Source organism: Acinetobacter sp. YH12070 (assembly GCF_013419625.1).
Classification (GTDB): domain Bacteria; phylum Pseudomonadota; class Gammaproteobacteria; order Pseudomonadales; family Moraxellaceae; genus Acinetobacter; species Acinetobacter amyesii.
Window position 1 is genome coordinate 1 of sequence record NZ_VOZT01000115.1, and the last position, 3,408, is coordinate 3,408.

The following is a 3,408-nucleotide window of genomic DNA, read 5'->3' on the forward strand; positions in this document are numbered from 1 at the left end:
CCAATAAAATTGATCAATATTTAATCAAATTGTCATTTTTCTCTGGCTTATCAATGCGCCCCATCCCGAAACTATCCCCAATTTCTGCGGACAACTCTTGGGATAAAAATTCACCAATTTTGTACGCCTGAGCGCACATGAATTTAGGGATTTTGCGGATGTTCACAATCCCTTGTATTCAATATCATGAAGTCATAAGAGAACAGGATGTTCCGCAGAATAAAAATAAATAATCGCACAAGGATCGGCGGCACGACAGGAGTTATGCCAAGCGAACCAATACGAAAAAGCCCGACAGGATGTCGGGCTTTTTTTATTAAAAAAATATTTTAAATCATTGGATTAAGCTCATTTTTGGAACTTCGTATAACGTGTATTATGTTAATTTTAGAAAACATTGATAATTGTCTTTAAGTTTAGGAAGCATAAAATTGTCTATTCCACTGAGTGAAATTCAAAAACTGACTAATAACCCTGAATGGCAAAAAAACATTCAAATAATTAATCAAACTCTAATAAATGCTCAAACAGGACTTATTGCTTTTTTTAAAAAGCCTGAAGTACAACAAACATTAATAGGTATCCAAAATGCCTCTATAGCACTTAACAAATACTTAAATGATCCAGTAGTTCAAAAAAATCTACAAAATTTCCAAAAGTTAGTAGTAGAGATTGTAAACAGTCAAAATTTTCAAAAAAACTACATTAACAACCAGAAAATTGCTAACACAGAGAATTTTACTTTTTTTGAAGAAAGTATTCGTGATGAAATTAATGTTTCGGAGCAACTTCAATCTTTTGAAACCGAAGAAGAGAAAAGTAGGTTTTTAAATTTCTTTCTACAATTTATATTTATTATTTTTACGTTTCATATAAATAACTTAGAAACAACTTCCGACTTTAAAGAAGCTTATATTTACTATGTGAATAATATTGAATCAAAAGGTATAACTATTTCACGCATTCATTTAAGAGAGGCTCCAAGTTTTCAAAGTGAATCCATTATTGTTATTCCTAGAAATACACCTTTGAAAGTATATAAAGAAGTTACGAATAGATGGGTTAAAGTTTCTGTGAATATAAATAATATAGACCTTGAAGGGTATGTATCTGAAGTTTATATAAAAAGAGTTAAAAATAAATATGATTTTAACTCTTCTTTAGCTGTCGATGACAAATAGACTAATGCTCTACGATAAGCATGAAATTTATTTTTAGATTTTTAGATTTTTTTCTAAACTTAAAAATAAGTCGTTACTAATCATGTTGATATCATTGTAAAGTTGATTGTCAGCTCCTATCTTTTGCCTAGATAAAGTTCCAAAATTACCACCAGAAATTATCTTTCTAAATTCAATAAAATTAATTTCTAAATCTAGTTTTTGACCATCATCTTTTAGTTGGTCACTAACCAAAGAGATATAAACACCAAGTTTCTGTAAACTTGTTGTAAGAATAGGTTCTAACTTTTTAGCTTCTTCATCGCTACCTGAGTAAGAATAATAAGTCTTTGCTGATGCTGCTATCTCATCAATAGTTTTCTGTGCTGCCTCAATTCTTTTATTGTGAATGGTATTAGCTTTAGATGTGTTATCTCTTTTATAAACTATATACCATCCTAATATGGTTAATAAGGATGGTAGTAATGGCAGAAAATATGTTTTAAAAATATCAGCTATCACTTAGCAAAAGCTCTATCAGCATCTTGAACATAACTATTAATTTCAGGTAACAGGTAGGGATCTCTACTGAGAATTTTTACTTTAGCTTTAAACTCATTAACACTCATACCTGTTAAACGAATTAATCCACCAAAAGCTTCTTCTAAGAAAGAAGATCCATATCCTCTAACTCCATCAAAATCAATTTCAACCTCATCATGGGTAGTGATAGCAGGAATTAACAGATTTTTTAAAAAAACCTCTCCTGAATTTTTACCATCAGAAACATAGCGCCCCGCAGGGTTTTTTGAGAATTGTCTTGCTACATTGATTTTCATAACACTTTTACTCATGAGATGCTCCTGAAGCGTTGTCGGAGATCTGCTTATCAATAGGGATTTCCCATAGGATTACGGTTCCATCTATTGATTGTTTATATGGTAACGAGAACCCATCTACTATACCTGTTAAAGGCCGATCTTCAATCATACCTCTATTAATAATATAAGATCCTTTATTGCTTAGAATAGCAATAGATGCTTTGTGATCACAAAGTGTACTTATTTGATTAATAATTTGATTTAAGCCTTTGCCTCTATTAACAAGATTTGTTCTTGTATTGCCAATTTCAATAGCCGCTTTAATCGATGCACTATCTCTATCATATTTTTCTTTATGCGATTTCAAGAAATTTTTAAGACTTGAAAACCAATCTTCAGCAACATTCTCTGAGTTTCTCAGTAGAGATTTAGGAATGCCTATACCTAAATCACACACACAAATAGACAGCTTGTTGTCTTTCTCTTGGGAGAATATCCACCATTTCTTTGCTTTCATAGGATCATTGATGAATCTCTTTTCCAAATATGCATGGTGATGACAATTAGTTACGGCTTCAGTGATACTGTTAAATATACTAGTACTACTACTTTCAGATAGAAGATCATCAAAATCATCTAACATATCTTCAGCAGAATCCATCTCAACCTTATGTCCAGACGAGTATTTCCAATACTTGACTGTTTCATCAAATTCCATGTCTTCAAAATTAAGAGATACTCCTAGTAGTTCTAATATTCCTGTTTGTTTAAGAACCTGATTAACAATAACTTCTTTTGATGGAATTAGGCTAAATTTAATATCAGGATTTGTAATTTTCAAAGTTTCTAATTCTGCTAATAAATATAGAGTTCCTTCCGTAAACATTTTTTTTGTTTTAGAAAAGTCTAATTTCATACATATATTTTTTCTAAAATAATAATCTCTTAATTTATTTGTTAATTTCAATAACTTAGTTCTATTTTTGTTCAAAAATATTGTGATAAATGGAGGCATTGGTAAAGTAATTATTGTTCTAAGTTGCTCCTCACCAGTTCTACAATTTTTTTTATTTTTTTTATTTTTTTTGATTCGTTGAATCATACGTATTTCCTGTATACGCATATTTCTAACTTTCTGTTTTAAGCTCAGTCGTTTCATAAAAAATTATAAATAACAAAAAATTAAGTATATGTTTATTTTAATGAAAATAGTATCTCTGGCTCGACCTAACCCAAATGCTTCAATAGCTATTTAACATAAAATCTCTTATATGAAATTTAGAACTTATCCCTTAAAAAGATCATTAAAAAGCTCTTTATCTTTCTGTCTATTTTCTTCTGTCTTACTTTCCGCACTTAAAAACTGCTCAAAATCAGCCCATTGATGTTTAAAAGATTCATCATTCTTAAATTTATTCAAAACCCAA

4 protein-coding genes are annotated in these 3,408 nt (G+C 30.0%); 1 reads left to right on the forward strand and 3 read right to left on the reverse strand.

What is annotated here, in order from left to right:
- Positions 1 to 431: 431 nt before the first annotated feature.
- Positions 432 to 1,181: an SH3 domain-containing protein gene (locus FTU17_RS17015; protein ID WP_166135743.1), complete on the forward strand. Its 750-nt coding sequence runs from the start codon at positions 432 to 434 to the stop codon at positions 1,179 to 1,181.
- Between the two features lie 33 nt (positions 1,182 to 1,214).
- Here the strand turns inward: FTU17_RS17015 and FTU17_RS17020 are convergent, their stop codons facing one another.
- Genes FTU17_RS17020 through FTU17_RS17030 form a run of 3 tightly spaced genes read right to left on the reverse strand, consistent with a single transcriptional unit; the run spans position 1,215 to position 3,083 of the window.
- Positions 1,215 to 1,682: a hypothetical protein gene (locus FTU17_RS17020; RefSeq protein ID WP_068976124.1), complete on the reverse strand. Its 468-nt coding sequence runs from the start codon at positions 1,680 to 1,682 to the stop codon at positions 1,215 to 1,217.
- Positions 1,679 to 2,014, reverse strand: coding sequence for an STAS-like domain-containing protein (locus FTU17_RS17025; RefSeq protein WP_068976125.1), 336 nt, complete (start codon positions 2,012 to 2,014; stop codon positions 1,679 to 1,681). Before FTU17_RS17025 ends, FTU17_RS17020 begins: the two co-directional genes overlap by 4 nt.
- Positions 2,007 to 3,083, reverse strand: coding sequence for a hypothetical protein (locus FTU17_RS17030; protein WP_120376076.1), 1,077 nt, complete (start codon positions 3,081 to 3,083; stop codon positions 2,007 to 2,009). The genes FTU17_RS17025 and FTU17_RS17030 overlap by 8 nt, the downstream gene beginning before the upstream one ends.
- Positions 3,084 to 3,408: the final 325 nt, after the last annotated feature.